This is a genomic window from Mycobacterium sp. ELW1 (assembly GCF_008329905.1).
Taxonomy (GTDB): Bacteria; Actinomycetota; Actinomycetes; order Mycobacteriales; family Mycobacteriaceae; genus Mycobacterium.
Genome location: NZ_CP032155.1, coordinates 1,223,587 through 1,248,990 on the forward strand (window position 1 = coordinate 1,223,587; position 25,404 = coordinate 1,248,990).

The window sequence follows — 25,404 nt, forward strand, 5'->3', positions numbered from 1 at the left end:
GTCCCGGGGTGGTCTACCGTGATCCGATGCCATATGGACGTAGCTTCGGACTCGTGGCCGGGATCGCCGCCGCGCTGATCACTGGTGCGAGCGGGATCGCGCACGCCGCGCCACCCCCGCCGAGCCCCGATCAGGCCAGCGCCGAGTGGACGGTCACCGACGGTTATTTCGTCAAGCAGATCGGCTGCACCCCCGAGACGCCGGGCGACCCGCTGTCCATCACCTGGGATCCACCGGGGTTCATCCCGGGATTCGGCGGCCAGGGAATGATCAACGACGCCAATCCGGCGCTGGGCGGGCATTTCTCGGCCCGGTGGGATCCGATGCCCGGCTTCTGGGATGTTCAGTACGAATTCTGCTGAGCCAGCGGCCGATCGCCAGTTCTACTGGTCCCGGGACGCAAGGCCGGCGGGGGCGTGCCCGATCGCCCGGTGGATGGCATCGGCCAGCGCCAACGCACTCTCTTCGGTCAACTCCAGTGCCACCCGGGCCGCGGGCCCCAGCGCCGGATTGAGCACGTCGATGTTGACCGTGTGGGTGTACGGCGCGTGCACGGGGTGGTCGACGTAGACGGTGGCCCGGTCGGCGCCGAACCATCCCGTCGCGCCCTTACCGCTGCCCTCGATGACAACACGCTCGGTGAGATAGGTGCACATGGCTTGGGAGACCTAGCCTTTCAGGTGGGTGGCGAAGAAGGCGTCGATGCGTCGCCAGCCGTCGACGGCGGCGTCGACGCGATAGGCGGGCCGGTCGACGGAGAAGAACGAATGCCCGGCGCCGTCATAGCTGTGGAACTCGTGCGGCTTGCCGAGCCGGGTCAGCTCCGCGTCGAGGGTCGCCACCGCTTCGGGCGTCGGGAATCTGTCCTGCGCGCCGAACAGCCCGAGCATCGGAGCGCTCAGGCTCGGCGCCAGGTCGAGGATCGGCTTCATCGCCTTGGGCATTCCCTCGGGCGGATCCTCGACGATGAACGCGCCATAGCAGTTGACCGCGGCATCGAACGGCAACGAGCAGGCCGCCAGGAATGCGTGCCGGCCGCCCGAGCAGTGGCCGATCACGCCGAATTTTCCGTTCGCGCCGGGCAGTCCGCCGAGATGGGCCACCGCGCCGGCGACGTCGCCGACCAGGCGCTCGTCGGGCACCCCACCGGCGGCCCGGGCGGCGGCCGCGGCATCGTCGGGATCGGCGCCGGGCGCTTCCCGCGAATAGAGGTTGGGGCACACCACGTGGTAGCCGCCGACGGCGAGCCGCCGGACGAACTCTTTGGTCTCCCGGTCATAGCCGGGCATGTGGTGGATCCACACCAGGCCGGCCCGTGACCCACCGGTCAGCGGCCCGGCCCAGTACGCCTCGATCTCGTCGCCGCCGTGTCCGTTGATCGTGATCGTCTCCGCGCGGATCGCGTCCGAGCCAGGATTTGTCATGGGGCCCATGATGGAAGGTGACGTGATCCACGGCAAGGGAGTCCCATCGTGAATACCGCATCCGAGCAGCCGCCGACAGATTATCCGCAGGTGGCTGCGGCCCGAGGCCGGGTAGAACCGTCGCCCCGCCGGGTCCGCGGCTTCCTCGGCACCGAGCTGGTCTTCGATACGACGGCGGCGCGGTACGTGTGGGAGGTCCCGTACTACCCGCAGTACTACGTTCCGCTGGCCGACGTGCGGCCGGAGTTCCTGCGCGACGAGGACCATCCGCAGCGGGTGCAGTTCGGACCGTCGCGCACGTTCGCGCTGACCGGAGGATCGCAGACGTATCCCTCGGCGGCGCGAGTGTTCGACGAGGGAGCGGGTCCGGTCGCGGGGCTGGTGCGATTCGACTGGGCGGCGCTGAGCTGGTTCGAGGAAGACGAGCCGATTTACGGCCACCCGCGCAACCCTTACGCGCGGGTCGATGCGCTGCGTTCCCATCGTCACGTCAGGGTGGAGCTCGACGGCGCCGTGCTGGCGGACACCCACAGCCCTGTTCTGCTGTTCGAAACCGGTTTGCCGACAAGGTATTACATCGACCGGACCGACGTCGCGTTCGAGCATCTCGAGCCGTCGGACACTCAGAGCCTATGCCCCTACAAGGGCGTCACGTCGGGTTACTGGTCGGTGCGGGTCGGCGACACCCTGCACGCCGATCTGGCCTGGACATACAACACTCCGCTGGCCGCGGTCGCGCCGATCGCAAACCTGATCGCCTTCTACAACGAGAAGCTCGACATCAGCGTCGACGGCACGGAGCTGCCCCGGGCGCACACGCACTTCTCGTAGTGTCGGGCCAAGGTCGAATCTCGGAGACCGCCGAGCGCCTACACTGACGAGAAGCACGAGGGTGTCCACCCCGCCGAGGCATCGTTTGCCTGGTGTGTGGTGCGGCTGGGGCGCGGGAGGTGATATGACCGCCGAACTGACGGATGACAGCGCCTCCGATTACATGCGTCGGATGGAGCTGCTGCTCGCTGCCGTCCAGGAGCTGTCGCTGGCGCGCAGCCTGCCCGAGATCCAGGCCATCGTGCGGACCTCGGCGCGTGAGCTCACCGGCTGCGACGGCGCGACGTTCGTCCTTCGCGACAACGGCCATTGCTACTACGCCGACGAGTACGCGATCGCGCCATTGTGGAAGGGCAGCCGGTTCCCCGTCGAAAACTGCGTCAGCGGCTGGGCGATGAACCATCGCGAGGCGGTGGTGATCCCCGATATCTACAGCGACGCGCGTGTCCCGCACGAGGCGTACCGGCCCACGTTCGTGAAAAGCATGGTGATGGTGCCCATCCGCAAGGTCGACCCGATCGGGGCGATCGGCAATTACTGGGCCCACCACCGTGAGGCGACCGATAGGGACGTGTTCCTGCTGCAGGCGCTGGCCGATTCCACCTCCATCGCCATGGAGAACGTGCAGCTGTACGCCGAGTTGGAACAGCGGGTGCGGGACCGGACTGTCGAACTCGAGATGGCCAACGACGAGATCCACAAGTTGTCGATCACCGACGAGCTGACCGGTCTGAACAACCGCCGTGGCTTCTTTCTGAGGTCGGACACGGCGCTGCATGCGGCACGACGCCACGGCGGCTCATGCCTGCTGGTGTTCCTCGATGTCGACGGCCTCAAGCAGGTCAACGACACCCAGGGACATGAGGTGGGGGACGCGCTGCTGGCCGATGTGGCGGACCTGCTGACGGGCACGTTGCGGGAATCCGATGTCATCGCCCGCATCGGCGGAGACGAGTTCTGTGTCCTGATCATCGAACCCGACTGCGATCAGGCGGTGCTGCGCGGCCGCATCCTCACCGCCATCGACCGGTACAACACGATCAGCCAGCGATCGTATGAGTTGTCGGTCAGCATCGGCGTGGTCACGGTCACCCCGGCCGACGGCGAAGCCATCGACGAACTACTCTCCCGCGCAGACGAACTGATGTACGAGGAGAAGAAGCGCAAGTCCGATTCGCGCCGCCCGGCCTGATCTCAGTCGTCGGTGACGGTCAGCTTCACATCGATATTGCCGCGGGTGGCGTTCGAATAGGGGCAGACCTGGTGAGCCTTGTCCGCCAGCGCGACGGCCGTCTCGTGGTCGACGTTGGGCAGCACGATCTCCAACTCGACCGCCAGGACGAAGCCGCCGGCGTCATTGCTGCCGAGTGAAACTTTGGCTCCCACAGCTGAATCGGAGACATCGGCCTTCTCCTGCCGGCCCACCAGCCGCAGGGCGGAGTGGTAGCACGCGGCGTAGCCCACAGCGAACAGTTGCTCGGGGTTGGTGCCGGTACCCGTGCCGCCGAGTTCCTTCTGGATGCTCAGGTCGACATCCACCTTGCCGTCGGAGGTTCGGCCGTGCCCGTCGCGGCCATCACCGGTGGCGAGTGCTTCCGCGGTGTAGAGAACCTTCATGTTCGGATCCTTCGATTGGGTTGGTCAGAGGACTTTCGACAGAAACTCTTGCAGTCGTGGGCTTTTCGGATTGTCGAACACTTCCGCCGGGGCATCGTCCTCGACGATGTTGCCGTCGGCCATGAAGATCACCCGTGAGGACACCTCGCGAGCGAAACCCATCTCATGGGTGACCACCACCATCGTCATCCCGCCTTCGGCCAGGTCCCGCAGCACCTGCAGCACGTCGCCGACCATCTCCGGGTCCAAGGCGCTGGTCGCCTCGTCGAACAACATGATCGACGGATCCATTGCGAGTGCCCGCGCGATCGCGACCCGCTGCTTCTGGCCGCCCGAGAGCGTGGCCGGCTTCACATGGGCCTTCTCGGCGAGACCGACCTGGCCGAGCAGTTCCATCGCCTTCTTCTCGGCAGCGGCCTTGTCCATCTTCTTGGTGATCAGCGGTGCCAGCGTGACGTTCTGCAGCACGGTCATGTGCGGGAACAGGTTGAAGTGCTGGAACACCATGCCGATGTGCTGACGGACCTTGTCCAGGTCGACTTTGCGGTCGGTGAGGTCGAAGTCGCCGACCACAACCTTGCCGGCGGTGATGTCCTCCAGCTTGTTCAGGCAACGCAGGAACGTCGACTTTCCCGACCCGGACGGGCCGATGACGCACACCACCTCGCCCTGCTTGATGTCGGTGGTGATGCCGTCGAGCACCACGAGTTCGCCGAACGACTTCTTCAGCTCTTCGATGTGGATCATCACCGTGCCCGCCGGCTTTGCGTCGGCGGAATCGGGAACGAGGTCGGTCATTTCACGATCCTTTTCTCGACGCGGTCGGAGAGTTTGGTGAGCGCCATGATGACGATGAAGTAGATGATCCCGATGATCAGCCACATCTTGAACGACTGGAAGTTCCCGGCGATGATGATGCGCCCGGTCTGCGTCAGCTCGGCGATGCCGATCACCGACAGGATCGAGGTGTCCTTCAGCGTGATCACGAACTGGTTGATGTACGACGGGATCATCGTCCGGATAGCCTGGGGGAGTATGACTTTACGCATCGTAGGCAGATATCCGATGCCCAGACTGCGGGCCGCTTCCATCTGTCCTTTGTCGACGGATTGAATGCCGCCGCGCACGATTTCGGTCATGTACGCGCCCGCGTTCAGCGACAGGGTGATGATGCCCGCGGTCAGCGCACTCATCTGGAAGCCCAGCGCCGACGGGATGCCGAAGTAGATGAAGAAGGCCTGCACCAGTAGCGGGGTGCCGCGGAAGATGTCGACGAACGTCGTGCCGATGGCACGCAACACTATCGAGCGGGACACCCGGAACAGGCCGAAGATGACCCCGAGCACCAGGGCGATCGAGATCGAGACGACCGTCAGGATGACGGTCATCTTCAGGCCCTGCAGCAGGATCGGGTAGGTGCTCTTGATCAGTCCGAAGAACGAGTTGTCGTCGTTGGCGGCGCCTTCGCCGAGGTAGCGGTTGACGATCTTGTCGTACTGACCGGACTTCTTGAGGTTGTCCAGGCCGGCGTTGAACTTCTTGATCAGCTCGGCGTTGCGGCCCTTGTTCACCGCGAAGCCGTAGCCGGTCGGCTCCTCCTTGGGCGTGACGGTCTTGAAACCGTTGCCCTGCGCGATGCCGTACAGCAGCACCGGGTAGTCCTCGAACACCGCCACCGAGTTGCCGGTCTTGACCTCGTCGAACATCGACGAGGAGTCGGCGAACGAGACCACCTGGAAGCCGTACTTGTCCTTGATGGAGTTGGCGAAGGTTGCGCCTTGGGTGCCGTTCTTGACTGCCACCCGCTTGCCGCGCAGGTCGTCGTAGGACTTGATGTCGTTGTTGGTCTTCAGCACCGCCATCTGAATACCGGACTCGAAGTACGGCTCGGAGAAATCGAAGACCTGTTTGCGCTTGTCGGTGATCGACATCCCGGCGATCACGCCGTCGACCTGGTTGGCCTGTACGGCCTGCAGTGCGGCGTCGAAGCCGAGCGGTTTGATGTCGACGGTGAATTTCTGATCCTCGGCGATCGCGCGGATGAGATCCATGTCGATTCCGACGAAATTGCCTTGCTTGTCCTGGAATTCGAACGGAGCGAAGGTGGTGTCGGTGGCGATCAGGTAGTTCTCGCCGTCGGCTGAGGCCCGTGCGGGCGCGAACAGTCCGGTGGTGAGCATTGCCAAGACGGCGGCCAGCGCCACCAAGGCGAACGCCCGCGCAGTACTTCGGTGAGACTTTCGGCGTAACCATCCGGTCGGCATGCGCTGCCCTCCCATTTTCCAATTGTGCGCGTGCAGTTCACGCTAACGTCAAGAGTTGCCGCGTGTCTGGGTAACTGCCCACCGACAACGAGGAGTGTCATGACCATGCGACTGGTGACCTGCGCCGCGATCGTGCTGCTGCTGTGCTCGGCGATGCCCACCGTAACGGCCTCGGCGACGCCGCCCGACGGCGACGTGACGCGCACCGAGCTCGCCAAGGGCGACACCGAGACGCCGGTGTCGATCACCACCGACGGGCCCACCACGCAGATCGTCCAGAGCTTGTCGATGGCGCCCGGCGCGTCCAGCGGTTGGCATACCCACCCCGGCACCGAGCTGTCGGTGATCACCGGCGGGTCGGTGGCATTGCAGACCGCCGGTACGTGTGCCCCGGTGACCTACGCGGCCGGGCAGGCGGTCGCTATCCCCGCGGGCGTTCCGCATCGCGTTGCCAACGATTCCGGCGCGCACGCCGAGGTCGTCGTCACCTACACGCTTCCGGTCGCCGCCCCGGTCCGTGAGGACGCTCCCGACATGTGCGCCGGCTAGTCCGATCCCGGTTCCTGTCAGTTGTTTTCGCCGTATCCCGAAGGCGGGCGCCGCGCTGACGTCAGCCCGGCTCGACAGTGTTGGAGAAGCCGGACTTGTCGACCGTTGGTGAGCCGCCGTGGTAGGTGATTTTGTTATCCATCCCCGATGCCTCGATGGCGTCGGCCACATCGACGGTCACGATGTTGTTCATACCGGACACCTGAACGCGCTTGCAGTGGCCGGTGATCACCACGGTGTTGTCCATGCCGCTGATGGTGACCACGCTGTCGTCGCACGCGAGCCGCTTGTTCTCGTTGACACCGGAGACGCTGAGATTGGCGCCCGATGCGGGCGGGGCCACCGTGGCAGCCGAATTCGACGGCGGAGCCGGGGTGCTGCGACTGGGCCGGGTGGCCGTGGTGAACGTGCCACCGCCGCCGGAGATGGTGGGCAGGCCCGGCGAGGTCCGGCTGGCGTTGAGGTGACTGGTGATCAGGATCGCGCCGCCGCCGACGGTGAGCCCAAGTACCAACAGCACGAACACAATCCAGCCGAGGCGCAGGCCCGGTGCGGATGCCGGAACTGACGGCGGTGGCCCGTAATACCCCGGGGGCGGCGGTGACCAGTTGCCCGGCGGCGGTACCGAGGTGCCCAGCTCGCTGGTGTGCGCCTGCTCGGTGAGTGGACGCTCGAGGTCCCGAATGCGTTTCTCGGGATCGTCGTCTGGGTTCATCGTCTCGCACTCCTCGTTCCGGTTCCCGACAGAATATTGCCCACCCGCGTCTTGCCAGGATGTTTGACCTCGAAAGGGTCATTGCTTGATGTCGAAAGCGCCCGTTTTGCTGTGGTCGCGTACGGGTATCTGCCGGCATGGCTCGTCCGCACCCCATCATCCGGCTGGCGCTCCACACTCCGGTCGAGTTGTACGAGCACGGCTTCGGCCGGCTGCTCGGCAAGCGCTTCGTTCGCCTGAGTCACGGCGGATCCGAGTCGTGCGACTGTCGCACGGTACTCGAAGTCATCGGCGCCAGCGACGACGAGGTGATGGTCATCGCCGGTCTCGGGCCGTCGTGTGAGTGGTTCCGCGACATCGCCTCCGGTTCGCCGGCGTCAATCGAGATGGGTGGGGTGACGTTCTCTGCCGAGCACCGGGTGCTCAGTGAGCCGGAGGCCGTCGCGGTGATCGCCGAATACGAACGGCGCCATTGGCTGATCCGGCCCATCGTCTACCGGGTGATGGGGATCCTGCTGTGCCGGGAGTACGACGGAAGTCCGGCCGCGCACGTCGACCTTGCGCACCGACTGCCGATCGTCGCGTTTCGCCCTGCTCGCCTGGCCGCCTAGGCATACGGTCCTCTCGGCAACTTCTCCGCGGCGGTGGAGGTCTGATGACCGAGGCGACTACGCGTGCGCCGGGCCGGGCCTATCGGGTGCTGCTCACCCAGGGCACGCTGTACACGACGGGCACCCAGCTGGCCAACGTGTCGGTGGTGCTGCCGTTCATCTGCGCCCAGGAGGGCTACTACTGGGCGGCCGGCCTGCTCTATCCCGCCTACTGCATCGGGATAGTCGGGGGTAACTCACTGTCGCCCTACATTCTCGCCAGAGCTCGTCACCTCAAACACCTGGTCATCGCCGCCACCACCCTGCTGATGGCCACGTTGGTGGTCGTCAGCGCGTTCTCGGCATGGACCAAGTGGTTCATCGCGGGCATCTTCCTGGCGGTGTCATTGGCCACCGGAGTCGTCGGGGGAGTGTCGAAAGTCGCCTTCTCCGAGGTGGTTTCGAGCAAGTTGGCGGAGCAGCGTCGCAGCGATCTGATTCTCACGCAGGGTGCCATCGGCGCGATCCTGGCGATCGGGACGACCCTGGTGTTGCTGCCATTCCTGGCTCAGCGCGACCCGGCGCACAGCCATCTGGACCTGCTCTGGCTGGGCTCGTCGGGACTGCTTGCCGCCGCGATAGCCGCGGTGTTCATCGGCCCGGTGCGGGCATCCGAGGTCGACCGGGTTACGTTCAAGGACACCTACCGCGACGGTGTGCGGGCGGCACGATCGCAATCGTGGTTTCGCCGCTACGCGCTCGTCCAGTTGCTGTTCGTCCCGGTCAGCCTCGGCACCTCGTTCTACAGCATCCACGCCTCGGTGAACCACAGTGACACCGCCGGCAGCCTGCACGTGCTGGTCATCTCGTCGAGCATCGGCATGGTGGCGGGCGCTGTGTTCTGGCGCTTCGTCAGCCGCGCGCTCGGGGTGCGCGGCATGTTGATCAACAGCGCTCTGCTCGGTTCGGCGGCCGCCGCGATCTGCGTGGTGATGGAGTACCGCGACGACCTCAACCACATCTGGATCTACGGCATCGTGTTCATCCTGGCGACCATGGCCAACCAAGCCATCTTCAGCGCCGGCCTGGCCTGGATCGGTGCCTTCGCGGCCGAGGATCACCGCGCCACCCTGCTGGGTTTCGGTTCGCTGATCATCGCCGTGGAATCGTCGCTTCTGGGTGCGGCGCTCGGCGCGGTGGCCGAGGGTGCCGCGGTGGTCGGCCCGATCATCACGATCCTGGGCCTCAATGTCCTCGCCGGCGTGGCGGCGGTGTGGGTGGCGCCCGGCCGAGAGGGACTAGTTCGGCAGCAGTAGCCGGACGGCATGGGCGACGACGGCGTCGACGTCATCGCCGAGCGTGCCGGCCAGCCACTGCTGAGCCAACTCGGCCATCGCGCCGGCATACATCGCTGCACCGACTTCGGTTGCCACCCGGTCGGATTCGGGTGCGGTGCGGCGATGCTCGTCGAGGACGAGCTCGCGGACGTGGTCCTGGGCCAGGGTTCGCCGGGCGGCCAGGATGGGGTTGGTGCGGGCCTCGGTGAACAGGATCTTGCCGCGCCGCGGGTCGGCCGAGCTGAAGTCGAGCACGGCTCGGATGCCGGCCTGTAGCCGGGCTCGCCGGTCGCGGGCACCGGCCATCGCCGCGGTCAGGATCCCACCGAGCTCTCCCGCCACCTCGTCGTACACGGCGCCCAGAAGTGCGTCGGTGTCGGCGAAGCTCTCGTAGAAGTAGCGGGAGTTGAGTTCGGCCGCCCGGCACACCGACCGCACGGATACCGCAGCTTCCCCGCCGTCGCCGAACAACGCGTAGGCGGCGCGGACCAGAAGGGCCCGGCGCTCGGCCTGGCGGTCGGCGGCGGACAAACCGGCCCACCGGGTGGCACTCGGCATTGGCCGAGGATATACGGAGATCCCTCGGCGCCATGTTATTTTGGTTACGGGCGTAACCAAAATGGCGTGCTCGCCGGAAGGGACCAGCCGAGATGAAACTGCCACTGCCACACCAGCTTCTCGAGCGCAAGATCAGAGGCGATTTCGACAAGAACATCCGGGGGAAGTTCTTTCGTGGCCTCGAGTTCGCCGAGCCGGAGGGCGACCCGGGCTGGTTCGGTCCCGGTAGCGCGGTCTGGCATGTGCATTCGCACACCCCCGCATTGATCTTCGGACTGCAGTGCGCCGCGTTCATCGAGCGCTTCGATCCGAGCATCTTCTGGATGGGCTCCGACCACTCCCGGGTCGTCGAGCACGACGAGGACGGCAACCCCACCGGCCGGCTCGACCTCAAAGGGTCCGGGGTTCGCCTGGCCCACTCGGTGGCGTTCTTCATCGGAACCGCCTATGGATCCACCGCCACCGCCGAGCGGGTCGCCCAAACCGTGCGGGCCATGCACCACACGATCAAGGGTGTTCGACCCGACGGCCTGGCCTATGACGCCGACGATCCGGACTGGCTGCGCTGGAATTACGCCACCGTGGTCTGGGGGATCGCGACGGGCCACGAGCTCTATCACCCGACGCCGCTGCGCAACATCGACCGCTACTACGGCGAGTTCGTCCGGGTCGGCCATGCCCTTGGCGGCACCGACCTGCCGTCGACAAAGGCCGAGACCCTGGAGTGCCTGCGGTCGTATCTCCCGCGGCTGGCGCTGACCCACGGTGCCGCCATGTTCACCGGGCCAAACCTGCAGAACAATCCGGACGTCCCGCAGGAGGCCAAGTTCTTCGACTGGGCGATTCGCGACAGCATGCCCGACTGGGCTGCGCAGATGCTGGGGTATCAACCGCCTCATCCGGTCGAGCGGGCCGCGCGGCGTGCCGCAACCTGGGCTGCCCTCGGCGGGACGCACCTCGCGATGGATCCACTGCCGGAGTTCCAGCAAGCCTGCCGGCGGGTGGCCAACGGCACCATGACCGGCCACACCGAGCCGTCCTACGTGTTGGGCAGCGATCCGGTCCGAAGCCGCGAGGCCGTCGAACAGATGGTGTGATCTGAGCCACTGGCGAATTGCTGAGACTCGCTCGCTAAGCGTGCCGATCAGCGAACATGTTCGAGATCAAGATCGTCGAGGGTTGCATCCCGCCCCGGTGGGGCTCCGTGCGCGTCAATAACCTAAGAACTTTCCTTAAGAATTTAGACGCGGCTGAGGCATTGTGATTTGTGCCTCTTTCGACTTGCCGCCGGTAAGAAAATCTAAGGCCGAGGTTCGTTACGTTCATTCGTTCGTGATCTTGAATACTGATAAATAAGCACGTCAGAATGCCTTTTTGAGCGGCCGCCACGCCATTGCAACGAAATGATAACGATCCTTGTCTTAGCAGTTGCTGAGATCTTCGGGGTGCTTGGTAATGGGTTCTGAAAAGCCGCGAATTCTCCGTGAATTGACTCGCTACACTCGACGAAGGCGGTTACCGGCAGGTAACGCGAAAACGACCAAAGACAATGTGCGGCGCAGTGCAGGCCGCCGGAGGTACGAGATCATGGCAAACACAGCGGGAGTTACGGAAGGGTCCACTGTCACCGGTGTCGCGGTGGCTGAGCGGGCCGCCGCAGAGCGCTCCTTGTGGCTGTCGTCGCTGCCGTCGATCCGGCGGGCCCCGATCAGCGACCTGCTGCCGCAGCTGCTGGGCGGCGCCGGACTGGAGCCGCTGACCGAGCCGATCGCAGCGCCGGTGATGACCGTGGCGCGCACGCTCGCAGTCGGGCATGGACCCGTCAGCGACATCGCCGTCAGTCCCGATGGCCGTCATCTCGTCACCGCCCACTACGGCGCCGACGTGGTGTGCGTCATCGACACCGCGACGCTGTCGGTCACCGCGACCATCGACGGGCTCAGCGAGCCCTACGCGGCCGTGATCGTCGGTGATCGCGCCTATGTCAGTGCAGCCTCCAACGCCGAGGATGCCGTCGTCGCCGTCGACACCCGCACCGCAACGCCGCTCGCGGCCAAGACGTTCGACATGACCCTCTCCGGCCTGGCCGTCAGCCCGGCCGGCGACGTGCTCTTCGTCGGCAGGACCGGCGAGGACGATCTCGATATCGCGGTCATCGACATCGAATCCGGCTCCGTCAGCAGCATCGCCATCCCGGCCGCGCCCGGCTCCTCCATCGAGACCGTTCGACTCAACGCCGACGGCACGCGTTTGTTCGCCGCGCTGACCACCCCGACGGGCGGCATGCTGGCGATCATCGACACCAGGGCCCGCGCGGTCAAGGCCAGCGTGTCCATCGACGGCTCGATCGGTGACATCGCAGTTGTGCCCAACGGCCGCACCATTTTTGCCACCGGATGGGACGTCGACCTCGGCGGTGTCATCCATGTCATCGACGTCGCCCGTGCTCGGGTCACCGACACCATCGACATGGGCGGTGTCCCGACGCAGCTGGTGCTCAGCCGCGGCGGCGCCTGCGCCTACATCGTCGATCGTGACGAGATCGCGGTGATGTGCACCGCCACCACCGAGATCGTCGACAACGTCGTCATCGGTCCCCAGCTGTCCTGCCTGGCGGTCGACCCGGTGCGGAACCGGCTGTACGCGGCGGACTACGCCGGCGCGATCACCGCCGTCCGGCTGGATCCGGCCGTGCCGCAGCCCCAGTTGGCCGTCGCGGCATCCTGACCGGGCTGCCACGATGGAGTCATGACCTCGACTCCACGGCAGCGCGTCGTCAACTTCGTCCAGCGCCGGGTCGCCAACCCGCTGATGCGGCTGGTCCCCGTTCAGACTCTGCTGGAGACGACCGGACGGAAGTCCGGCCAACCGCGAACCACCCCGATCGGTGGCCGGCTCGAGGGCGACGCGTTCTGGTTGGTGTCGGAATTCGGCGATCGATCCCAATACGTCCGCAACATCGCGGCAAACCCGCGGGTACGGGTCCGCGTCCGCGGTCGCTGGCACAGCGGAACCGCCGTGGTCTTACCTGACGACGACGCGCGAGCGCGGCTGGCCGAGCTTCCCCGGATGAACAGTGCGGCGGTACGTGCGATGGGAGACAACCTGCTCACCATCCGCGTGGACTTGGATTAGTGGGCGCTGCAGTCCAGTGACACCGAGATCGTCTGGCTGGTGACCACCGGCACCAGGATGGTGCGATTGTTGCCGCGCCCCGGTCCGGTGTAGGGCACCCACTGAGTGACGGTCTGGGGATTGCGCACGTTTGTGACCACGCACTTCGACATCGGACCGGTGCCGATGCGATCGATGTTCACGGTGTAACCCTGATTCTGCAGCTGATTGATCGTGGCCTGAGCCGAACTGTCGGCCCATGCCGTCGCGGCCGGCCCGGCGATGATGCCACCCGCTGCCGCCACTGCTGCGAGCGCATATGCGGTCCGCATGATCGCGCCTCCTCTTTTCCCGCCCAATGATCCTCCAGTTACATCGTCGTTGCCCACGAAAACGTTCCCGCTCCCTGCAGATTCGCCTGGAGTTGTTTAGCCCGGGCAGGGTCGGGAACCCCCAACCTGCGGGCGGAAGTGCGGTGGCACGGTCGAAAACGACTGGCGCTGCGAGAGAAACCGCCCGATCAATGGGATGCACGGTGCGCATGCGCCTCATCCTGCACTGCAGGAACAGACGCCAAGGAGGACCCATGGCAGGCAACAGCGGACCCGAAGAGGGCATCAAGGGCGTCGTCGAAGACGTCAAGGGCAAGGCCAAGGAAGTCGTCGGCACCGTGACCGGCCGCGACGACCTCACCGAAGAGGGCAAGGCCCAACAGGACAAGGCTGAGGCCCAGCGTGACGCCGCAGCCAAGGAAGCCGAGGCCGAGAAGGCTCGCGGTGAGGCGAAGGCCCAGGAGAAGCGACAAGAGTCGCACCAGTAGGCGAGATGTAAAAACCCGGCCGGTGAATCCGGCCGGGTTTTTGCCTGTTCAGCCCCGCGGGCCGTACATGATCAGCGCCACCCCCACCAGGCAGATCACCGAACCGGTCACATCCCAGCGGTCCGGGCGGAACCCGTCGGCCGCCATGCCCCACAGCAGTGAACCCGCGATGAACACCCCACCGTACGCAGCCAGGATCCGGCCGAAGTGCGCATCGGGCTGCAGCGTCGCGACGAAACCGTAAGCCCCCAAAGCGATTACACCAAAGCCGACCCAAATCCAGCCGCGGTGTTCGCGGATGCCCTGCCACACCAGCCAGGCGCCGCCGATCTCCAGCAGCGCCGCGGCCAGGAACAGGGCCGCCGATTTCAGCACAACCACCGGGCCAGCATGGCATGGGCGCGTCGCCCATACCCACCGGTGCCGGGTGGCCGATCCCGTACCTGCCGCGTCGCTCGTCGCGATAGATTCGGGCCTATGCAGAGCACGATGCAGAACTTTCCGCTGACCGTTTCCGCGATCCTGCGCTACGCCGCCACCGTCCACGGCGATCGGACCGTGACCACCGCGACCGGCGACGGCTTCCGCCACGCCACCTACCGCGAGGTCGGACAGCAGGCGGCCCGGCTGGCCAATGCGTTGCGGCGCCTGGGCATCACCGGCGACGACAGGGTCGCCACCTTCATGTGGAACAACCAGGAACACCTGGAGGCCTACGTCGCGGTGCCCTCGATGGGGGCGGTGCTGCACACGCTCAACATCCGGCTGTTCCCCGAACAGATCGAGTTCGTCGCCTACGAGGCCGAGGATCAAGTGGTGATCGCCGACCTGTCGCTGGCGCCGATCCTGGCCCCCGTGCTGCCCAAGATGGAGACGGTGCACACGGTGATCGCCGTCGGCTTCGGCGATCTGGAGCCCTTCGAGGCCTCTGGCAAGCGGGTGGTGCGCTACCACGACGTCCTCGCCGCCGAGTCCGATGAGTTCGACTGGCCGGAGATCGACGAAAACTCAGCTGCTGCAATGTGTTACACCAGCGGCACCACCGGACATCCGAAGGGTGTGGTCTACGGACATCGGTCGAACTACCTGCACTCGATGGCGGTCTGCAGCGGCAACGGGCTCGGACTCAGCTTCTCCGACAAGGCCTTACCGATCGTCCCGATGTTCCACGCCAACGCCTGGGGACTGCCCTATGCGGCGTTGATGGCCGGCGCCGACCTGGTGCTGCCCGATCGATTCATGGATCCCACCTCGTTGGTGAACCTGATCGAAAGCCAGCGCCCGACGGTGGCCGGGGCGGTGCCGACCATCTGGAACGATGTGATGAACCACCTGGACCGCAACCCGGGTCACGACATCTCGTCCCTGCGGCTGGTGTCCTGCGGCGGGTCGGCTGTACCGGTGTCGCTGATGAAGGCGTTCGAGGAAAAGTTCGATGTGGAGATCCGCCAGCTGTGGGGGATGACCGAAACGTCGCCGATCGCCACGCTGGCCTGGCCGCCACCGGGCTTGACCCCCGAAAAGCAGTGGGAGGTGCGCGGAACGCAGGGCCGACCGATCTGCGGTGTGGAAACCCGCATCGTCGACGACGAGGGCGCGGTGCTGCCCAACGACGGCGAGGCGGTCGGTGAGCTGGAGGTCCGCGGTGCGTGGATCACCGGCTCCTACTACCGCAACACCGACGAGTCGAAGTTCCAGTCGGGCTGGTTGCGCACCGGGGACGTGGGCCGCATCGACGGCCAGGGCTACATCACGTTGACCGACCGGGCCAAGGACGTCATCAAGTCCGGTGGTGAGTGGATCTCGTCGGTCGAACTCGAGAACTTCCTGATCGCCCATCCCGCGGTGCGGGAGGCCGCGGTGGTCGGGGTGCCCGACGAACGCTGGCAGGAGCGGCCGCTGGCCGCGGTGGTGCTGCACGAAGGGGCCGAGGCCTCGCCCGAGGAACTACGGAATTTCCTGTCCGACAAGGTTGTTCGGTGGTGGCTGCCGGAACGGTGGACATTCGTCGACGAGATTCCGCGGACCAGTGTCGGCAAGTACGACAAGAAGACCATCCGCGCCAGGCACGCCGACGACGTCTACGACGTCACCCACCTCGGCTAGTTGTACTGACCACGGACGTTAAGTACGGCGTGGCGTAGTGACATGACGAAGACCTCCGAGTGAAGTGCGAGCTGCTTAAGGAACGCACCAACTCACTCCGGAGGTCTTCATGGTCCACCGTAATGCCCCCTTGTCCGAAACCGGTCGTCTGCGGCTGGCACGTTGCGTTGTCGAGGATGGCTGGACGCTGCGACGGGCGGCCGAGCGGTTCCAGGTTGCGGTCACTACCGCTGCGCGCTGGGCCCGCCGCTACCGCGAACTAGGCGAAGCCGGCATGGCCGACCGCAGCTCACGCCCACATCACAGCCCTAATCAAACCCCCACACGCACCGAGCGGCGCATCATTAAAGTCCGAGTACTTCGACGTTGGGGACCGGCTCGCATTGCTTATCTGCTGGGACTGAATGTCTCGACTGTCCACAACGTGTTGAGGCGCTACGGCCTAGCCAAGCTGCGGTGGCTGGACCGGCCCACCGGGCGAGTTATCCGGCGGATGGAGTCAGCCAGCCCCGGCGACCTGGTGCATGTCGATGTCAAGAAGGTAGGCAAGATCCCGGCTGGCGGCGGATGGCGCATGTTGGGCCGCAGCGCAGGAAATCATCACTCCCGCAAGGACAGAAGCATAGGAACTGGCAGCGACCGTTCCGGGCGGCGTGGTTATCACTTCTTGCACACCGCCATCGACGCTCACTCCCGGCTGGCCTACTCCGAACTGCTAATCGACGAACGCAAAGACACAGCTGCTGACTTCTGGCAAAGGGCTAACGAATGGTTCAACGCATGCGGCTTCACCGTACGGAAAGTGTTGACAGACAACGGCTCCTGTTACCGATCCCACTCATTCCGAGATGCACTCGGGCAGATCGAACATCGTCGAACCAAACCCTATCGACCCCAGACGAACGGCAAGGTGGAGCGATTCCACCGAACCCTTGCCGATGAATGGGCATATGCGCGGCTCTACACCAGCGACGCCGAACGGTGCGCGGAGTTCCCTCGCTGGCTGCATACCTACAATCACCATCGCGGCCACACCGCACTCGGCGGCCAACCACCCGCCACCCGCGTACCTAACCTCTCAGGTCAGTACAGCTAGTCCGGCCGTACCGGCGACGGAACTTCTCGACCTGACCCGCCGCGTCCATGATCCGGCGCTCACCCGTCCAGAACGGATGCGACTCCGACGTGACCTCCGCGACCACGAGAGGGTAGGTGCGCACGCCATCGGCGGTCTCCACGTCGATCGTGCGCGACGTCGTGATCGTGGAACGGGTCAGGAACGTCGTACCGGTCGTGGCGTCCTGGAACACCACCGGGCGGTAGTCGGGGTGGATACCGGGTTTCATCGGTCTTCTCCGTGGTTGGTTGTGGGCCCGGTTGTGGGCCTGGATAATTCGCTGTGCCCGGCCGAGTCGCCGCACGGCTCCTCGTGCCAATGCCCGAACGGGTCGGGATAGTCGGCCCAGCTTCCGGGACTGCTCATTTCGTCATCGGTGACCAACGCCTGCCGCAGCGCGTCCTCGATCTCGAGGCGTTCCGCGCCGCAGACCAGAATGGTCATCGACGTTCGACGATCGCCGTATCGGTCGTCCCACGCCAGGCTTGCCATGACTCGGCGTTCCGGTTCGACGTAGGCGACCTCCGAATCACTCATCGCCGCCAGCCACTTTCCGCCTGAGCTGACACGCAGGCCGCCGCCGGCGGACTCCAGATACATCACGTTGTCGGGCTCATTGGCCAGCCAGATTCGGCCGCGGGTGCGCACCACGCCGGTCAGCAGTACGTCGAGCGCATCGTGAAGGCGCTCAGGGTGAAACGGGCGGTCGGCGACGAACTCGACGATGCCGACCTGTCCGTCGGTGTCCAGTGGCGGCTCACCGTCCAGCAGCGGCCCGTGCGGATCGTCAGTGCGGCCACGACGCGCGCCGGGCTCCAGGTTCGCCACTGCTTCCTCGACGTGATCGGGCAGTTGGATGATCCAGGCACGAGGTGCCAACCGACGCAGAACGGCCACGGTGGTGCGGTCCACTCTCGGCGCCACGATCACGTCGGCGAACTCGCTGTGGCCGACCACCACCTGGGCCACGGTGCGCCCGTCGTCGAGCTCGTCGTCGCAGAGCGCGTGTGCGAGCCAGGTGGGTGAATCCAAACAGGTGATGACGCCGATGATTTCGACGTCACGGGACGCGGGTCCGTCGAGGTAGCCGGGGCCCAGGCGGGTCCGGACGTGGTTGATGGCCCAGCAGACGGGTTCGGGCTCCAGGTCGGGCTCCAGGTGTACGACGATCCGCTCCACATCGGCGCGGCGGTGCAGTCTGCGCAACAGCAGGAGCAGGTCGTTGCGCACCGTGCACGACAGGCAGCCGTGTTCCAGTTCCAGGACGTGACCGGCGGTGGTGGGAACGCCGTTCTGCACGATGGTCAGAATTCGGTGCACCACATGGCCGTCGAAGTGGTGCCGCACGACCAGAGTTCCGTCCTGCCGCAGCAGTGTCCTGGCCACGGCGTCGCTGTCACCGTGACCTGCGACCAGCAGTACCGGGGTTCGCACCGCACCTCCCATATTGAAAACGATTTCCATTAACTGCTCGCACACGCTACAGTGCGACACGGCACTTGTCGAAAATCATTTTCAATAATACGAACGGCCGCAGGAGGGTTGTCGATGTCTGCACGATGCCAAGTCACCGGGCGCTCACCGGGTTTCGGTAATTCGGTGTCGCACTCGCATCGGCGCACCAGCCGGCGCTGGTCGCCGAATATCCAGATCAAGACCTACTACTTGCCCTCGGAGGGGAGGCGCGTCCGGCTTCGGGTCAGCGCCAAGGGCATCAAGGTCATCGACCGCGACGGGATCGAAGCCGTGGTGGCGCGCATGCGCCGGGAAGGACAGAAAATCTGATGGCACGCAACGAGATCCGGCCCACCGTGAAGCTGCGGTCGACCGCCGGCACCGGGTATACCTACGTGACAAAGAAGAACCGCCGCAACGATCCCGACCGGATGGTGTTGCGGAAATACGACCCCGTGATTCGGCGCCACGTTGAGTTCCGAGAGGAGCGCTGACGTGGCCAAGCGATCCAAGATCGTCAAGAACGACCAGCGCGTCGAGACAGTCGCCCGCTACGCCGAGCGCCGGGCCGAACTGAAGAACATCATCCGCTCGCCGGGCAGCACCGCGGACGAAAAGCTCAGCGCCCAGCGCGAACTGGCACGTCAGCCGCGCGATGCGAGCGCGGTGCGGGTGCGCAACCGCGATGCCGTCGACGGGCGCCCGCGCGGACATCTGCGGAAGTTCGGTCTGTCGAGAGTGCGGGTGCGCGAACTGGCCCACCAGGGACAGCTGCCCGGAGTTCGGAAGGCGAGCTGGTGAAAGCGAAGAACCGCAACCGGCGTCCGGCCCCGGAGTTCAAGCCCCGGCGCAACACTCTCACCGGGATGGGACTGACCTCGGTGGACTACAAAGACACCGCCACCCTGCGGGTGTTCATCTCCGAACGCGGAAAGATCCGGTCCCGCAGGGTCACCGGCCTCACGGTGCGCCAGCAGCGTCAGGTGGCGACCGCCATCAAGAACGCGAGGGAGATGGCGCTGCTGCCGTACCCGGGGGCGAAATGACGTCCACGCCGTTCACTGTTGTCGTCTGCGCCTGTTGCACGCCGCCGGACACGTCCGTGTTCGACGCTCTGCGGACCATGGTGCGGGAAAGCTCAGGCGGAATGCTGGTGTCCGCGCCGTGCCTGCTCGGCCCGGATGGCTGCCCGGACGGCTGCCACGCACACCGCGGTGGAGGTGCGGTCGCCGTGGTCCAGCCGTGCCGGGCCGATCGCTCGCCGGTCGGTCCCGCCCGATGGATCGACCTCAGCGCTCCGCGCGCTGATAGGCCGTGACGACCGCCGCCCCGCCGAGACCGATGTTGTGCTGCAGCGCGGCGGTCACGTTGTCGACCTGACGTTTGTCCGCGGTGCCGCGCAGCTGCCAGGTCAGCTCGGCGCACTGTGCCAGACCGGTCGCGCCCAGCGGATGGCCCTTGGAGATCAGCCCGCCCGACGGGTTCACCACCCAGCGTCCGCCATAGGTGGTGTCGTTGTTGTCGATCAGCTCCGGCGCTTCGCCCTCGCCGCACAGGCCCAGGGCCTCATAGAGCAGCAGCTCGTTGGCCGAGAAGCAATCGTGCAACTCGATCACCTGGAAGTCGGCCGGGCCGAGACCGGACTGGTCGTAAACCTGTTGTGCGGCCTGAACATTCATGTCGTAGCCGATGATGTTGGCCGCGCTGCCGTCGAAAGTCGACGCGAAATCGGTGGTCATCGCCTGCCCGACGATCTCGACGGCCTGACCGGCCAGCCCGTGCTTGTCGACGAACGCCTCACTGGCCACGATCGCGGCGCCGGAGCCGTCCGAGGTGGGGGAGCACTGCAGCTTGGTCAGCGGATCGGAGATCATCTTCGCGCCCAGGATGTCATCGAGGGTGTACTCCTCCTGGAACTGCGCGTACGGATTGTTCACCGAGTGCTTGTGGTTCTTGAAGCCGATCTTCGCGAAGTGTTCGGCGGTGGTGCCGTACTTCTTCATATGCTCGCGGCCTGCCGCACCGAACATCCACGGTGCCACCGGAAACGTCATCGAGTCGGTCTCGTTGAGGGCGACGATATGACGCATCAGCGGCGACTCGCGATCCTCCGCGCCGCCGCCGAGCGAGCCGGGCTGCATCTTCTCGAAGCCCAGGGCGATGGTGCAGTCGGCGAGGCCACCGCGGATGGCCTGAGCGGCCAGGTACAGCGCCGTCGAGCCTGTCGAACAGTTGTTGTTGACGTTGACGATCGGGATGCCGGTCATGCCGAGCTCGTAGAGCGCACGTTGGCCTGAGGTGGAGTCACCCGAGCAGTAGCCGACGTAACCCTGCTGCACCTCGGCGTAGTCGATGCCGGCATCGGCCAGCGCCTTGGTGCCGGACTCGTTGGCCATCTGGGGATAGTCCCAGCCTTCGCGGCGGCCCGGCTTCTCGAACTTGGTCATCCCGACCCCGACGACGAACACCCTGTTCGGCATAACAATCCCTTCCGTCTCCGCTGACGATCCCGTTAGTGTAGACCCGATTGGAACACGTTCTAGTTTTCTGTAGAGGAGCACCAATGACGTTGCGAGTCGTGCAGTGGGCAACCGGGTCGGTCGGGGTCGCGGCGATCAAGGGTGTGCTGGAACATCCCGAACTCGAACTGGCCGGCTGCTGGGTGCATTCCACGGACAAGGCCGGCAAGGACGTCGGCGACATCATCGGAACCGAACCGTTGGGCATCCTGGCCACCAACAACATTGACGACATCCTCGCGCTGGACGCCGACGCGGTGATCTACGCGCCGCTGCTGCCCAACGTCGAGGAAGTGACCGCGCTGCTGCGCTCGGGTAAGAACGTCGTCAGCCCCCTGGGCTGGTTCTACCCGAGCGAATCCGAAGCCGCCCCGCTGGAGGCCGCCGCCCGCGAGGGCAACGTCACTCTGCACGGCGCCGGGATCGGACCGGGTGCGGCCACCGAGTTGTTCCCCCTGCTGATGTCGGTGATGTCCACCGGGGTGACCTACGTGCGGGCGGAGGAGTTCTCCGACCTTCGGACCTACGGCGCACCCGACGTGCTGCGGCATGTGATGGGCTTCGGGGGCACGCCGGAGAGCGCGTTGACCGGACCCATGCAGAAACTGCTCAACGGCGGCTTCTTCCAATCGGTTCGGCTCATCGTCGACCGCCTGGGTTTCGCCGCCGAGCCGCAGATCCGCACCTCCCAGGAGGTGGCCGTCGCGACCGCGCCCATCGACTCCCCGATGGGAGTGATCGAACCCGGCCAGGTCGCCGGGCGACGCTTCCACTGGGATGCCGTGGTGACCAACACCATCGTCGTGCGCATCACGGTCAACTGGCTGATGGGCGAGGAAAACCTGGATCCCGCATGGTCTTTCGGGCCGGCCGGTGAGCGTTATGAGATGGAGGTGCGGGGCAACCCGAACACCTTCGTCACGGTCAAGGGTTGGCAGCCGGAAAGCGTCGAGGAAGGTTTGGTGAGCAACCCGGGTGTGGTGGCCACCGCGGCGCACTGCGTCAACGCCGTTCCGGCGACCTGTGCCGCCGAGCCGGGCGTCGCCAGTTTCTTCGACCTGCCGCTGATCACCGGACGCGCAGCACCTCAACTCGCGCGCTGACTATCCTTGGCGAGATGGCTCACCCCGTCGTCGTCCAGCAGTCCCGCGCCATTCCCGTCGCGGTACCGGATGCGTTCGCCAAGACGCTGCCGATGCCGCTGCCCCAGTTGTTCCACCGCTGGTATGGTCCGATCCCACCGATCAAAGCCGTGCACGACCAGACCGGTGACTGGTCGGCGGTGGGGCAGACCCGCGCCATCGCCCTGGTCGGGGGCGGAGGCATGAGGGAAACCCTGACCACGGTCGACGCGCCTCATGCGTTCGGCTACACCCTCACCGACATCCGCGGCGCGATGGCGCCGCTGATCGATCACGTCGAGGGGCTGTGGGCCTTCAGCGAACAGGGCACCGGCACGAAGGTGACCTGGCAATGGACCCTGCACCCGAAGTCGGCGCTGACCGCGCCGTTACTGCCGGTGTTCGCCCGGATCTGGCGCGGCTATGCCAACCAGGCCCTGGCCACTCTCTCGGATCACCTGCTGAGCTAGGACCCCAGCAAGGCCGCGGGCCCGCGCTGCATCAGCTGGCGCCCGATGATGATCCGCTGAATCTCACTGGCGCCCTCCCAGATTCGCTCCACCCGCAGTTCGCGGAACATCCGCTCCGCGACGTTCTCGCGCATGTATCCGCGCCCGCCGAAGATCTGCACCGCCCGGTCGGCCACCCGGCCGGCCATCTCCGAGCAGTACAGCTTGGCCATCGAGGCCTGGCCGTGCAGTGCCTTGCGGTCGAGGCCGGCATCGATACCGCGGGCCACCTCGTAGAGCATGCTGCGTGCGGCGAACAGCTCGGTGGCGCTGTCGGCGAGCATTCCGGCCACCAACTGGTATTCGCCGAGCGGCTTGCCGTCGACCATGCGATCTGTTGCGAATGAGGTCATCTCGTCGACCAGGCGTTGAGCGGCGCCCACACAGCGCGACGCCACCATGAGCCGTTCGAAGCGAAACCAGTCCTGGGTGAACGTCATGCCTTCGCCCTCGGCGCCGACCAGATGACTGACCGGAACCCGGACGTCGGTGAACGACACGATCGGATGCTCGTCGGGAATGTGGTGCGAATAGTGCGGAGTGCGTACCACCTCCACGCCGGGCCAGGGCAGATCCACCACGAGCAGCACGTGGTCACCCTCGTGCGGACCGCCGACCAGAACAGCCTGAACGAAGACGTACTCGGCCAAGTTGAACGACGTGACGTGCCACTTGATCCCGTTGATCACGTACTCGTCACCCTCGCGGCGCGCGGTCGTCTCCAACGCCGACACATCGGAGCCGGCGAACTCTTCGGTGATCGCGTACGCCTCGTGCTTCTCGCCACGCACCGCGGGGAGCAGCCAGCGCTGCTTCTGGTATTCGGTGGCCACCCCGGCCCACCACTGCGGCGGGGTGTGCATCACCCAGGCGATCGCGTTGGTGACCCTACCGACCTGCTCCTGGACCAGAACTTGTTGCAGCGCAGTGAATCCCGGACCACCGACCGAGGTGGGCATGTTGGTGGCGTACAGGCCCAGTTCGATCGCCCTGGCGTGATGCTCGGCGGTCAGCTCCTTGGGCAGCTGGCCGCCGGCCATCTCGGCGTCCACCTCGTAGGGGATCAGTGTCTCGACGAACTCGCGGGCGGTGTCCCGGATCCGCAGGTCTTCGGCTGTCAACCCATACATTCGCGGTGCTCTCCGCTCCCTGGAAGCTCTTGACTGAGCGTTCAGTCTATGCCACGGTCTTGAGGTATGGCCAGCAGTCACAGTGCGGACATCGTGGTCGTCGGTGGTGGAACTGTCGGGGCGTGGACGGCCGTGCAATTGGCCGAACGCGGCGCAGGCCGGGTCGTGCTTCTCGAGGCGCAGACACTCGGTGATGGGGCCAGCAGCCGCGCTGCCGGAATGGTGCGCGCGCAAGGCGGCACCGAGACCGCGATCAGGCTTGGGTTGCGCAGCCAGGAGTTCTACTCCACCAGCGGGGACCGTTACCCACTGGACTGCGGCTTCGTGGCGCAGGGCTATCTGATGCCCTGCTTCACCAATGCCGAAGTGCAACAGGCACACGATCGGATTGCGTTGCAGCGCCGACTCGGACTGGCCGTGGAATGGCTGTCCAGTTCCGATATCGACGACCGGCGCACGGGCTTGGCGCCCGGGGTGACCGCAGGCGGCTCGTATGCGCCCGGCGACGGATACATCAACGCGCCACGCAACGTACTCGCCTACGCCGCGGCGCTGACCGCACACCGAGTGGATGTCCGGGAACGCTGCTCCTTCACCGGTCTGCGGGTGGCCAACGGGCGGGTGGTCGGCGTCGACACATCAGACGGTCCGATCGACACCGGCCGGGTGGTGCTCACCGGTGGACCAATGCTCGGTGAGGTCGGCGCGACGGCAGGTGGGCGCATCCCGGCGGGCGGTACCCGCCACCAGGTCGTGGTCACCGAGCCGCTGCGTGACGCCGACATCGATGAACTTCCCATGGTGTTCGATGTGAGCGAAGGAATCTACTGGCGCCCAGGAGAATTCGGGGGTGTGCTGTGGGGGATGAGCAACCCGGCCGAACGGCCCGGTGAGGCTACCGAGTTCGACTGGAGTTACTACCAGAAGGCGCTGGCCCGCATCGAGTCGCTGTTTCCGGCGGTGCGCGGTCTCGGGCTTCGGCGCGCATGGGCGGCGACGATCGACTACACCGGTGACCATCTGCCGATACTGGGTCCGCTGCTGACCGACGACGGTGCGATCGACGGCACCGTGGTGGCCAGTCCGGCCGGGCACGGCATGATGTGGGGCCCCGCGGTCGCCGAGGCGGCCGCGGACCTCACGCTCACCGGTGGGTGTGACTGGCTGGATCTGACCGACCTCGGTTTGGACCGCTTCGATGCCGACGGCAACAGCCGGCTCGAGCCCGAGCCGATTTCCCTACCGTTTCCCGAACACGCCTGATGCGAAAGGTTTTCCTTCCATGACTGTGCTGACCACCGTCCTGGCCGAGGCCGCCGATGCCGAACTCGAGGACTGGGGTCCGCTGGAGGAGGCCACCGCACACCCGATGGCGACGCACGGCGTGGAGGTGTGGGTCGATGGCGACAAGTCGGCCGGCATCTGGCAATGCGCCCCCGGCCCGTCGCACTGGACGTTGGAGACCAACGAGGTCATCTATGTGGTGTCCGGGCGGATGACCGTCACCCCCGACGCCGGCGAGCCCAGCGAGGTCGGCGCCGGCGACCTCGCGGTCTTCCCGGTCGGCTGGACCGGCACGTGGGTGATCCACGAGACGCTGCGCAAGGCCTACGCGATCTTCTGACTCG

Annotated in this window: 33 protein-coding genes; 20 read left to right on the forward strand and 13 right to left on the reverse strand. The window is 65.8% G+C overall.

Features of this window, described 5'->3' with window-relative positions:
- The first annotated feature begins 26 nt into the window (after positions 1-26).
- Positions 27-362, forward strand: coding sequence for a hypothetical protein (locus D3H54_RS05680; RefSeq protein WP_149378231.1), 336 nt, complete (start codon positions 27-29; stop codon positions 360-362).
- Between the two features lie 21 nt (positions 363-383).
- On the opposite strand, the gene D3H54_RS05685 is transcribed toward D3H54_RS05680, so the two are convergent.
- Both D3H54_RS05685 and D3H54_RS05690 read right to left on the reverse strand, forming a co-directional pair.
- Complete coding sequence (locus tag D3H54_RS05685; protein ID WP_036343599.1) at positions 384-656, reverse strand: DUF6295 family protein; 273 nt, start codon at positions 654-656, stop codon at positions 384-386.
- 12 nt (positions 657-668) lie between these two features.
- Positions 669-1,424, reverse strand: coding sequence for a dienelactone hydrolase family protein (locus D3H54_RS05690; RefSeq protein WP_149378232.1), 756 nt, complete (start codon positions 1,422-1,424; stop codon positions 669-671).
- 48 nt (positions 1,425-1,472) lie between these two features.
- Here D3H54_RS05690 and D3H54_RS05695 point away from each other — a divergent pair, with 48 nt between their 5' ends.
- Positions 1,473-2,255, forward strand: a complete 783-nt coding sequence (locus D3H54_RS05695; protein WP_149378233.1) for a DUF427 domain-containing protein — start codon at positions 1,473-1,475, stop codon at positions 2,253-2,255.
- A 124-nt stretch (positions 2,256-2,379) separates the two neighbouring features.
- Positions 2,380-3,447: a sensor domain-containing diguanylate cyclase gene (locus D3H54_RS05700; protein ID WP_149378234.1), complete on the forward strand. Its 1,068-nt coding sequence runs from the start codon at positions 2,380-2,382 to the stop codon at positions 3,445-3,447.
- A 2-nt stretch (positions 3,448-3,449) separates the two neighbouring features.
- Here D3H54_RS05700 and D3H54_RS05705 read toward each other — a convergent pair whose 3' ends face one another.
- The 3 genes from D3H54_RS05705 to D3H54_RS05715 are packed head-to-tail and all read right to left on the reverse strand — an operon-like array spanning position 3,450 to position 6,052.
- A complete protein-coding gene (locus D3H54_RS05705) occupies positions 3,450-3,872 on the reverse strand; it encodes an organic hydroperoxide resistance protein (protein WP_149378235.1) in 423 nt (140 codons plus the stop codon).
- A gap of 24 nt (positions 3,873-3,896) precedes the next feature.
- Positions 3,897-4,670 (reverse strand): amino acid ABC transporter ATP-binding protein, encoded by a 774-nt coding sequence (locus D3H54_RS05710; RefSeq protein WP_149378236.1) that lies wholly within the window; start codon positions 4,668-4,670, stop codon positions 3,897-3,899.
- Positions 4,667-6,052: an amino acid ABC transporter substrate-binding protein/permease gene (locus tag D3H54_RS05715; RefSeq protein ID WP_286199253.1), complete on the reverse strand. Its 1,386-nt coding sequence runs from the start codon at positions 6,050-6,052 to the stop codon at positions 4,667-4,669. The genes D3H54_RS05710 and D3H54_RS05715 overlap by 4 nt, the downstream gene beginning before the upstream one ends.
- 189 nt (positions 6,053-6,241) lie before the next feature.
- Here D3H54_RS05715 and D3H54_RS05720 point away from each other — a divergent pair, with 189 nt between their 5' ends.
- Complete coding sequence (locus D3H54_RS05720; RefSeq protein ID WP_432246575.1) at positions 6,242-6,685, forward strand: cupin domain-containing protein; 444 nt, start codon at positions 6,242-6,244, stop codon at positions 6,683-6,685.
- Between the two features lie 61 nt (positions 6,686-6,746).
- Here the strand turns inward: D3H54_RS05720 and D3H54_RS05725 are convergent, their stop codons facing one another.
- Positions 6,747-7,400 (reverse strand): DUF3060 domain-containing protein, encoded by a 654-nt coding sequence (locus D3H54_RS05725; RefSeq protein ID WP_149378238.1) that lies wholly within the window; start codon positions 7,398-7,400, stop codon positions 6,747-6,749.
- A 137-nt stretch (positions 7,401-7,537) separates the two neighbouring features.
- On the opposite strand from D3H54_RS05725, the gene D3H54_RS31455 reads away from it, so the two are divergent.
- Positions 7,538-8,011, forward strand: a complete 474-nt coding sequence (locus tag D3H54_RS31455; RefSeq protein ID WP_210419654.1) for a hypothetical protein — start codon at positions 7,538-7,540, stop codon at positions 8,009-8,011.
- A 44-nt stretch (positions 8,012-8,055) separates the two neighbouring features.
- Entirely contained in the window at positions 8,056-9,306 is a 1,251-nt protein-coding gene (locus tag D3H54_RS05735; protein WP_149378239.1) for an MFS transporter, read from the forward strand.
- Here the strand turns inward: D3H54_RS05735 and D3H54_RS05740 are convergent.
- Positions 9,289-9,885, reverse strand: coding sequence for a TetR/AcrR family transcriptional regulator (locus D3H54_RS05740; RefSeq protein ID WP_149378240.1), 597 nt, complete (start codon positions 9,883-9,885; stop codon positions 9,289-9,291). The genes D3H54_RS05735 and D3H54_RS05740 overlap by 18 nt on opposite strands.
- A 98-nt stretch (positions 9,886-9,983) precedes the next feature.
- Here D3H54_RS05740 and D3H54_RS05745 point away from each other — a divergent pair, with 98 nt between their 5' ends.
- The 3 genes from D3H54_RS05745 (at position 9,984) to D3H54_RS05755 (ending at position 13,020) form a co-directional block, all read left to right on the forward strand.
- On the forward strand, positions 9,984-10,982 hold the full coding sequence (locus tag D3H54_RS05745) for an oxygenase MpaB family protein (protein WP_432246576.1): 999 nt from the start codon (positions 9,984-9,986) through the stop codon (positions 10,980-10,982).
- Positions 10,983-11,472: 490 nt separating this feature from the next.
- Positions 11,473-12,612 (forward strand): YncE family protein, encoded by a 1,140-nt coding sequence (locus D3H54_RS05750; RefSeq protein WP_168214785.1) that lies wholly within the window; start codon positions 11,473-11,475, stop codon positions 12,610-12,612.
- 21 nt (positions 12,613-12,633) lie between these two features.
- Complete coding sequence (locus tag D3H54_RS05755) at positions 12,634-13,020, forward strand: nitroreductase/quinone reductase family protein (protein WP_149378243.1); 387 nt, start codon at positions 12,634-12,636, stop codon at positions 13,018-13,020.
- On the opposite strand, the gene D3H54_RS05760 is transcribed toward D3H54_RS05755, so the two are convergent.
- Positions 13,017-13,331 (reverse strand): hypothetical protein, encoded by a 315-nt coding sequence (locus D3H54_RS05760; RefSeq protein WP_149378244.1) that lies wholly within the window; start codon positions 13,329-13,331, stop codon positions 13,017-13,019. The two genes, D3H54_RS05755 and D3H54_RS05760, sit on opposite strands and share 4 nt — an antisense overlap.
- Positions 13,332-13,585: 254 nt before the next feature.
- On the opposite strand from D3H54_RS05760, the gene mbp1 reads away from it, so the two are divergent.
- Complete coding sequence (gene mbp1, locus D3H54_RS05765) at positions 13,586-13,819, forward strand: microaggregate-binding protein 1 (protein WP_149378245.1); 234 nt, start codon at positions 13,586-13,588, stop codon at positions 13,817-13,819.
- Positions 13,820-13,867: 48 nt separating this feature from the next.
- Here the strand turns inward: mbp1 and D3H54_RS05770 are convergent, their stop codons facing one another.
- Complete coding sequence (locus D3H54_RS05770) at positions 13,868-14,200, reverse strand: YnfA family protein (RefSeq protein ID WP_149378246.1); 333 nt, start codon at positions 14,198-14,200, stop codon at positions 13,868-13,870.
- Positions 14,201-14,296: 96 nt separating this feature from the next.
- On the opposite strand from D3H54_RS05770, the gene D3H54_RS05775 reads away from it, so the two are divergent.
- Together D3H54_RS05775 and D3H54_RS05780 are read left to right on the forward strand one after the other, a co-directional pair.
- Positions 14,297-15,925 (forward strand): long-chain fatty acid--CoA ligase, encoded by a 1,629-nt coding sequence (locus D3H54_RS05775; RefSeq protein WP_149378247.1) that lies wholly within the window; start codon positions 14,297-14,299, stop codon positions 15,923-15,925.
- Positions 15,926-16,034: 109 nt separating this feature from the next.
- Positions 16,035-17,021, forward strand: coding sequence for an IS481 family transposase (locus D3H54_RS05780; protein WP_149378248.1), 987 nt, complete (start codon positions 16,035-16,037; stop codon positions 17,019-17,021).
- Here D3H54_RS05780 and D3H54_RS05785 read toward each other — a convergent pair.
- Both D3H54_RS05785 and mrf read right to left on the reverse strand, forming a co-directional pair.
- A complete protein-coding gene (locus D3H54_RS05785; protein ID WP_149378249.1) occupies positions 16,996-17,271 on the reverse strand; it encodes a type B 50S ribosomal protein L31 in 276 nt (91 codons plus the stop codon). The genes D3H54_RS05780 and D3H54_RS05785 overlap by 26 nt on opposite strands.
- A complete protein-coding gene (mrf, locus tag D3H54_RS05790) occupies positions 17,268-18,476 on the reverse strand; it encodes a ribosome hibernation factor-recruiting GTPase MRF (protein WP_149378250.1) in 1,209 nt (402 codons plus the stop codon). The genes D3H54_RS05785 and mrf overlap by 4 nt, the downstream gene beginning before the upstream one ends.
- A gap of 114 nt (positions 18,477-18,590) precedes the next feature.
- Here mrf and rpmB point away from each other — a divergent pair, with 114 nt between their 5' ends.
- Genes rpmB through rpsR form a run of 4 tightly spaced genes read left to right on the forward strand, consistent with a single transcriptional unit; the run spans position 18,591 to position 19,543 of the window.
- A complete protein-coding gene (gene rpmB / locus D3H54_RS05795) occupies positions 18,591-18,827 on the forward strand; it encodes a 50S ribosomal protein L28 (RefSeq protein WP_149378251.1) in 237 nt (78 codons plus the stop codon).
- Positions 18,827-18,991, forward strand: a complete 165-nt coding sequence (gene rpmG / locus D3H54_RS05800; RefSeq protein ID WP_149378252.1) for a 50S ribosomal protein L33 — start codon at positions 18,827-18,829, stop codon at positions 18,989-18,991. Before rpmB ends, rpmG begins: the two co-directional genes overlap by 1 nt.
- Position 18,992: 1 nt before the next feature.
- A complete protein-coding gene (rpsN, locus tag D3H54_RS05805) occupies positions 18,993-19,298 on the forward strand; it encodes a 30S ribosomal protein S14 (protein WP_149378253.1) in 306 nt (101 codons plus the stop codon).
- A complete protein-coding gene (gene rpsR, locus D3H54_RS05810) occupies positions 19,292-19,543 on the forward strand; it encodes a 30S ribosomal protein S18 (RefSeq protein WP_168215042.1) in 252 nt (83 codons plus the stop codon). Before rpsN ends, rpsR begins: the two co-directional genes overlap by 7 nt.
- A 243-nt stretch (positions 19,544-19,786) precedes the next feature.
- Here rpsR and D3H54_RS05815 read toward each other — a convergent pair whose 3' ends face one another.
- Entirely contained in the window at positions 19,787-20,977 is a 1,191-nt protein-coding gene (locus D3H54_RS05815; protein WP_149378255.1) for a lipid-transfer protein, read from the reverse strand.
- A gap of 83 nt (positions 20,978-21,060) precedes the next feature.
- On the opposite strand from D3H54_RS05815, the gene D3H54_RS05820 reads away from it, so the two are divergent.
- Together D3H54_RS05820 and D3H54_RS05825 are read left to right on the forward strand one after the other, a co-directional pair.
- Positions 21,061-22,119 (forward strand): NAD(P)H-dependent amine dehydrogenase family protein, encoded by a 1,059-nt coding sequence (locus D3H54_RS05820; RefSeq protein ID WP_149378256.1) that lies wholly within the window; start codon positions 21,061-21,063, stop codon positions 22,117-22,119.
- Between the two features lie 14 nt (positions 22,120-22,133).
- On the forward strand, positions 22,134-22,607 hold the full coding sequence (locus D3H54_RS05825) for an SRPBCC family protein (RefSeq protein ID WP_149378257.1): 474 nt from the start codon (positions 22,134-22,136) through the stop codon (positions 22,605-22,607).
- Here the strand turns inward: D3H54_RS05825 and D3H54_RS05830 are convergent.
- Positions 22,604-23,776, reverse strand: coding sequence for an acyl-CoA dehydrogenase family protein (locus D3H54_RS05830; RefSeq protein WP_149378258.1), 1,173 nt, complete (start codon positions 23,774-23,776; stop codon positions 22,604-22,606). The genes D3H54_RS05825 and D3H54_RS05830 overlap by 4 nt on opposite strands.
- Before the next feature lie 66 nt (positions 23,777-23,842).
- Here D3H54_RS05830 and D3H54_RS05835 point away from each other — a divergent pair, with 66 nt between their 5' ends.
- Positions 23,843-25,039, forward strand: coding sequence for an NAD(P)/FAD-dependent oxidoreductase (locus tag D3H54_RS05835; protein ID WP_149378259.1), 1,197 nt, complete (start codon positions 23,843-23,845; stop codon positions 25,037-25,039).
- Positions 25,040-25,058: 19 nt separating this feature from the next.
- On the forward strand, positions 25,059-25,400 hold the full coding sequence (locus D3H54_RS05840) for a cupin domain-containing protein (RefSeq protein ID WP_149378260.1): 342 nt from the start codon (positions 25,059-25,061) through the stop codon (positions 25,398-25,400).
- The last annotated feature ends 4 nt before the right edge of the window (positions 25,401-25,404 follow it).

Bases quoted from the DNA above. Each gene is read 5' to 3' on its own strand.
- D3H54_RS05785 (WP_149378249.1), bottom strand. From the start codon at position 17,271: ATGAAACCCGGTATCCACCCCGACTACCGCCCGGTGGTGTTCCAGGAC.
- D3H54_RS05690 (WP_149378232.1), bottom strand. From the start codon at position 1,424: ATGACAAATCCTGGCTCGGACGCGATCCGCGCGGAGACGATCACGATC.
- D3H54_RS05780 (WP_149378248.1), top strand. From the start codon at position 16,035: ATGGTCCACCGTAATGCCCCCTTGTCCGAAACCGGTCGTCTGCGGCTG.
- D3H54_RS05775 (WP_149378247.1), top strand. From the start codon at position 14,297: ATGCAGAGCACGATGCAGAACTTTCCGCTGACCGTTTCCGCGATCCTG.
- D3H54_RS05815 (WP_149378255.1), bottom strand. From the start codon at position 20,977: ATGCCGAACAGGGTGTTCGTCGTCGGGGTCGGGATGACCAAGTTCGAG.
- D3H54_RS05750 (WP_168214785.1), top strand. From the start codon at position 11,473: ATGGCAAACACAGCGGGAGTTACGGAAGGGTCCACTGTCACCGGTGTC.
- D3H54_RS05835 (WP_149378259.1), top strand. From the start codon at position 23,843: ATGGCCAGCAGTCACAGTGCGGACATCGTGGTCGTCGGTGGTGGAACT.
- mbp1 (WP_149378245.1), top strand. From the start codon at position 13,586: ATGGCAGGCAACAGCGGACCCGAAGAGGGCATCAAGGGCGTCGTCGAA.
- rpmG (WP_149378252.1), top strand. From the start codon at position 18,827: ATGGCACGCAACGAGATCCGGCCCACCGTGAAGCTGCGGTCGACCGCC.
- D3H54_RS05710 (WP_149378236.1), bottom strand. From the start codon at position 4,670: ATGACCGACCTCGTTCCCGATTCCGCCGACGCAAAGCCGGCGGGCACG.
- rpmB (WP_149378251.1), top strand. From the start codon at position 18,591: ATGTCTGCACGATGCCAAGTCACCGGGCGCTCACCGGGTTTCGGTAAT.
- D3H54_RS05830 (WP_149378258.1), bottom strand. From the start codon at position 23,776: ATGTATGGGTTGACAGCCGAAGACCTGCGGATCCGGGACACCGCCCGC.
- D3H54_RS05705 (WP_149378235.1), bottom strand. From the start codon at position 3,872: ATGAAGGTTCTCTACACCGCGGAAGCACTCGCCACCGGTGATGGCCGC.
- D3H54_RS05760 (WP_149378244.1), bottom strand. From the start codon at position 13,331: ATGCGGACCGCATATGCGCTCGCAGCAGTGGCGGCAGCGGGTGGCATC.
- D3H54_RS05740 (WP_149378240.1), bottom strand. From the start codon at position 9,885: ATGCCGAGTGCCACCCGGTGGGCCGGTTTGTCCGCCGCCGACCGCCAG.
- D3H54_RS05685 (WP_036343599.1), bottom strand. From the start codon at position 656: ATGTGCACCTATCTCACCGAGCGTGTTGTCATCGAGGGCAGCGGTAAG.
- D3H54_RS05755 (WP_149378243.1), top strand. From the start codon at position 12,634: ATGACCTCGACTCCACGGCAGCGCGTCGTCAACTTCGTCCAGCGCCGG.
- D3H54_RS05725 (WP_149378238.1), bottom strand. From the start codon at position 7,400: ATGAACCCAGACGACGATCCCGAGAAACGCATTCGGGACCTCGAGCGT.
- D3H54_RS05825 (WP_149378257.1), top strand. From the start codon at position 22,134: ATGGCTCACCCCGTCGTCGTCCAGCAGTCCCGCGCCATTCCCGTCGCG.
- D3H54_RS05680 (WP_149378231.1), top strand. From the start codon at position 27: ATGCCATATGGACGTAGCTTCGGACTCGTGGCCGGGATCGCCGCCGCG.
- D3H54_RS05820 (WP_149378256.1), top strand. From the start codon at position 21,061: ATGACGTTGCGAGTCGTGCAGTGGGCAACCGGGTCGGTCGGGGTCGCG.
- D3H54_RS05715 (WP_286199253.1), bottom strand. From the start codon at position 6,052: ATGCTCACCACCGGACTGTTCGCGCCCGCACGGGCCTCAGCCGACGGC.
- D3H54_RS05720 (WP_432246575.1), top strand. From the start codon at position 6,242: ATGCGACTGGTGACCTGCGCCGCGATCGTGCTGCTGCTGTGCTCGGCG.
- D3H54_RS05700 (WP_149378234.1), top strand. From the start codon at position 2,380: ATGACCGCCGAACTGACGGATGACAGCGCCTCCGATTACATGCGTCGG.
- D3H54_RS31455 (WP_210419654.1), top strand. From the start codon at position 7,538: ATGGCTCGTCCGCACCCCATCATCCGGCTGGCGCTCCACACTCCGGTC.
- D3H54_RS05840 (WP_149378260.1), top strand. From the start codon at position 25,059: ATGACTGTGCTGACCACCGTCCTGGCCGAGGCCGCCGATGCCGAACTC.
- D3H54_RS05735 (WP_149378239.1), top strand. From the start codon at position 8,056: ATGACCGAGGCGACTACGCGTGCGCCGGGCCGGGCCTATCGGGTGCTG.